General features: G+C 36.9%; 2 protein-coding genes and 1 pseudogene. 1 reads left to right on the plus strand and 2 read right to left on the minus strand.

Features of this window, described 5'->3' with window-relative positions:
• A partial coding sequence (locus FDX11_RS25135; protein WP_170975607.1) for a hypothetical protein occupies positions 1 to 1,590 on the plus strand: 1,590 nt, incomplete at its 5' end.
• 12 nt (positions 1,591 to 1,602) lie between these two features.
• Here FDX11_RS25135 and FDX11_RS11675 read toward each other — a convergent pair.
• Together FDX11_RS11675 and FDX11_RS11680 are read right to left on the minus strand one after the other, a co-directional pair.
• Positions 1,603 to 3,060 (minus strand): glucosyltransferase domain-containing protein, encoded by a 1,458-nt coding sequence (locus tag FDX11_RS11675; protein WP_137397952.1) that lies wholly within the window; start codon positions 3,058 to 3,060, stop codon positions 1,603 to 1,605.
• 22 nt (positions 3,061 to 3,082) lie between these two features.
• Positions 3,083 to 3,616 (minus strand): annotated as a pseudogene (locus FDX11_RS11680) (glycosyltransferase); the annotation flags it as partial.

The raw sequence follows: 3,616 nt of genomic DNA on the forward strand, positions 1-3,616 counted from the left end.
AAATGGTTAAGTGTTGGCGATGCGACATTAAGGTCACAAATTACTGACCCAAACGGTTCCGTTTACTATCCAGAATTACAAGTTGCCAGATGGCGTGATGATGGAGATGCACGAGGTTGGGGGGTGTTTCCTGACGGAACGGACGTAACAGCCAAGATGTGTGCATGGCTTGATGCTGTTAATGGTGATTACTCGCAGCTCGTGCAATATGGCCGGTATAGAAACCGAGGGTATCTTCCGCCTGGTGATTATGTTGTATCAACAGTAAATCTTACAGGCAACCACGCGTTGCTTGGACGATTCATTATTAGGGCTGAGATTGTTTTTGAGGGTAGAGTACCAAATGGTGAGTTTACGCTTCTGCACGTTAAGGGGTTAACTGTAAGTGGGTTGTCGTGCAAAAACTACATAGCGCAAGGTATACAACATTGTAGATCTGTCAGGATTGATACAACAGGCGATATTACTCTAAAGGGTTCTACCACGCCGATGAACATTCCTGGATTGGCAACATGGGGTGGTGGTTCATATTGGAATGAATTTTCAAATATTAAATCAGGGAATACATCAGGTGGCGGCTCTGTATTGCTAAATATATATGAAGGATCTGTTAATCACAACACCTTTATACAGACTAGTTGTGCTGGAGTTAAAATTCTTGGGTCAAGAGATGGTGCTGAATGTTACGAAAATACATTTATTAACATAGATACAGCAGGAACATCAGATTATATTCTTGATAATCAAACAACGTTAAATCAGAAGAATAACGTAATTGGTTTGCATTGTGAAGTTACTGGTAATGGACAGGTTAGAGGAAATTGGAACATATCATCATATAGGGTTCAATATGGAAATATGGCATCTACTTTAAGCCATATGAACTCAGTTGTTGGATCAGAACATAAATCTAATCAGCAGGGCGGTGATTTTATATCAATGTCAGGTGTTAATCTTTGCCCTAGCGGTGATTGGAGCATTATAAATAACTCTGGCTTCCCAATTGATTATGGTAATAACAATGTAATTCCTTCTGAATTCGTTTTGTTTAATGATGTAAATGAACCGTCTGGTTCTGGTAGATGCTATGGAGTATCTAATGCAAGTGCAAGAGCAAGGATTTATGTGAACCTTACCAGGACCTTAACAGGATATATTAGGGGAGCATTTTTTTTTAGAGGTGATATTCCTGTTGAAATAACAATAGAAAGTACGGATGGACTTGAATCCAACACTTTCTATCAAGATCCTTCCAAGTATTATTCAATGCAAAATAACTGGAAGCTTTATAAAATAGCAGCTCCAACACTTGATATTTCAAAGGCATATCGCTTACGAATTACAGTCGATGCTGGAAAATCAGGATTGATAGGAGGGAGTTACTTTAGTTCATACAATGCCACTGTACTACCAACATTTTGCGGATGGAGCAAATCATCAGGAAGGCATAATGTGATGCCAAATTATAATGGAGCACCGATAGGGTTTATATTTTATAGAAATACTGCCACGGCATACCCATCCGATCCAACATATGCATGGGTGCATAGGGGTGGAGGGGTATACGGAACAATAAATGTGGTTAGCTGAGTAAAAGGCCGCTTAGCGGCCTTCGTTAAATGCAATAATCGCTACTCCATCTTTAAGATAAATAGAATACATTTCATTTGAAATAAAAGGACTTATTCCTTCACTAATGAAAGTTGATAGCAGTTCTTTATTGCTGCGTTCTATTCCATAGCCGTTTTCAACTCCATCCAGCCCCTTGTTTTTTAGTTGGAATGTTATTAGGAATTCAGTTGAACCCATAACCAGGTATTTGACGGATGGTTTATTTTCTAAAATTAATTTAGTTCTTTCACTTACCTTCATTGTACCAACTGTTAATATTTTATTGATGCCATCTTTATGTAAAAGATCATAAGATACCATGTTTAAAATACTATCTTCGAATTTTGCTTGTTCTTTCATGGCGATTGATGATTGCGCGCTGAATGAAAATGCAACAACGGCAGGAAGAATAGCTATCACTGCCATTTTTTTGCTAACTTGCAAAATAACTAACGATAAAATAACAAATATGCAAGAGAAGCTAACCAGTGTCCTTGCATAAACTGGGGTTTGCTTAAGTAGAATCGTTGGGCCTAATAAAGACATGTAAAATACAAAAATAGATAGAATCAAAATTGAAAGTCTAATTGCGATATCTTTATTGTTTTTATACGTGATAACAATTACACAGATTAAAAAAACAGAGAGAGTTGCAATAAAGTACCACTCAGAACTTCCTCTAATATACGTTCCAATTATTTCATTTAGAATTCTTAAAGATGTTTTTATTCTTTCAATGCCTTCAATATTAAAATCTATCAGCTCAGATCTTTTGTTACTGCCACCCCAAATTTTAACAATCGTTAGCATATATAATGAATAGCTAAGAATGTACACGACCATTCTTTTAAATATTATGGATATTGTATCTTTTAAAGAAATGTTTTTGATTGAGAAAATTGCTATCAACTCAATTGAAAGCAATCCCAAAAATAGGTTTGTAGAAGATTGGTAAAGGGAAAGAGCAGCTACTCCAGCAACAACTTTTATTGCTAATGATTTAATTTCTAATTTGTTATCATATGTATATGACAAAGAAGTGAGTAACACTGCAAGTGACATTGGGAGAGAGTCAAACCTGTATGCAATATTTTGGAGCATAAATGGATTAAACATTATCAACGATGCGCATAAAAACGCACCTTGACATCTATAAGAATCCATTAATCTCTTCACCAAATATGCTGATAATCCAATAAATACGGTTGATAATATTAATGTGAACGGGTAATAATCTAGGAGTTTATCTCCGCTTACTGAAAAAAAAGACATGACTAAATCTGATAAAGGCCTGGCAAGTCCGCTCCAGCCATAGAATCCAGTGACGGACCTATCCAGATCATCCCTAAAATATACTCCATTGATGATAAAAGGAGATATAAACAATAAAGACAATATACAATACCAAGTTATGTATCTTGTATCTTTCTTTTTTAACTGAAAATTCATTTTGTGTCCCTGCTAGCTTTGTCTATTTATTAACAGATTTTATTATATACTTAGGGCGATTTTTAGTTTCAATGTAAATGCGGCCCATGTACTCACCAAGAACGCCAATCCCAATAAGTTGCACACCTCCAAGGAAGAGGATTGCAGCCATCAATGATGGATATCCGGGTACTGGATTACCCCAGATTAGCTTGTCGATAACCATCCATGCGGCGTATAGGAATGCGAATAATGAAACGCCCAACCCAATGTATGTCCAAATGCGAAGAGGAAATGTTGAGAAGCTGGTAATGCCCTCAAGAGCAAGATTCCATAACTTCCAGCCATTAAATTTTGAATCACCTGCGACACGCTCAGCTCGAACATATTCTACTACTTCTGTTCTTCCGCCAACCCAACTAAGGATACCTTTCATGAATAGGTTCCTTTCTGGGAGTTGCTTTATGCTCTCAACGACATCGCGGGACATAAGGCGAAAGTCACCAACATTCTCTTCAATTTTAGGTGAGCTAATCTTGTTGTGAAGCTTATAGAACCATTCAGCAGATTTTCTCTT

The organism is Citrobacter sp. wls714, assembly GCF_005281025.1.
GTDB lineage: Bacteria > Pseudomonadota > Gammaproteobacteria > Enterobacterales > Enterobacteriaceae > Citrobacter > Citrobacter werkmanii.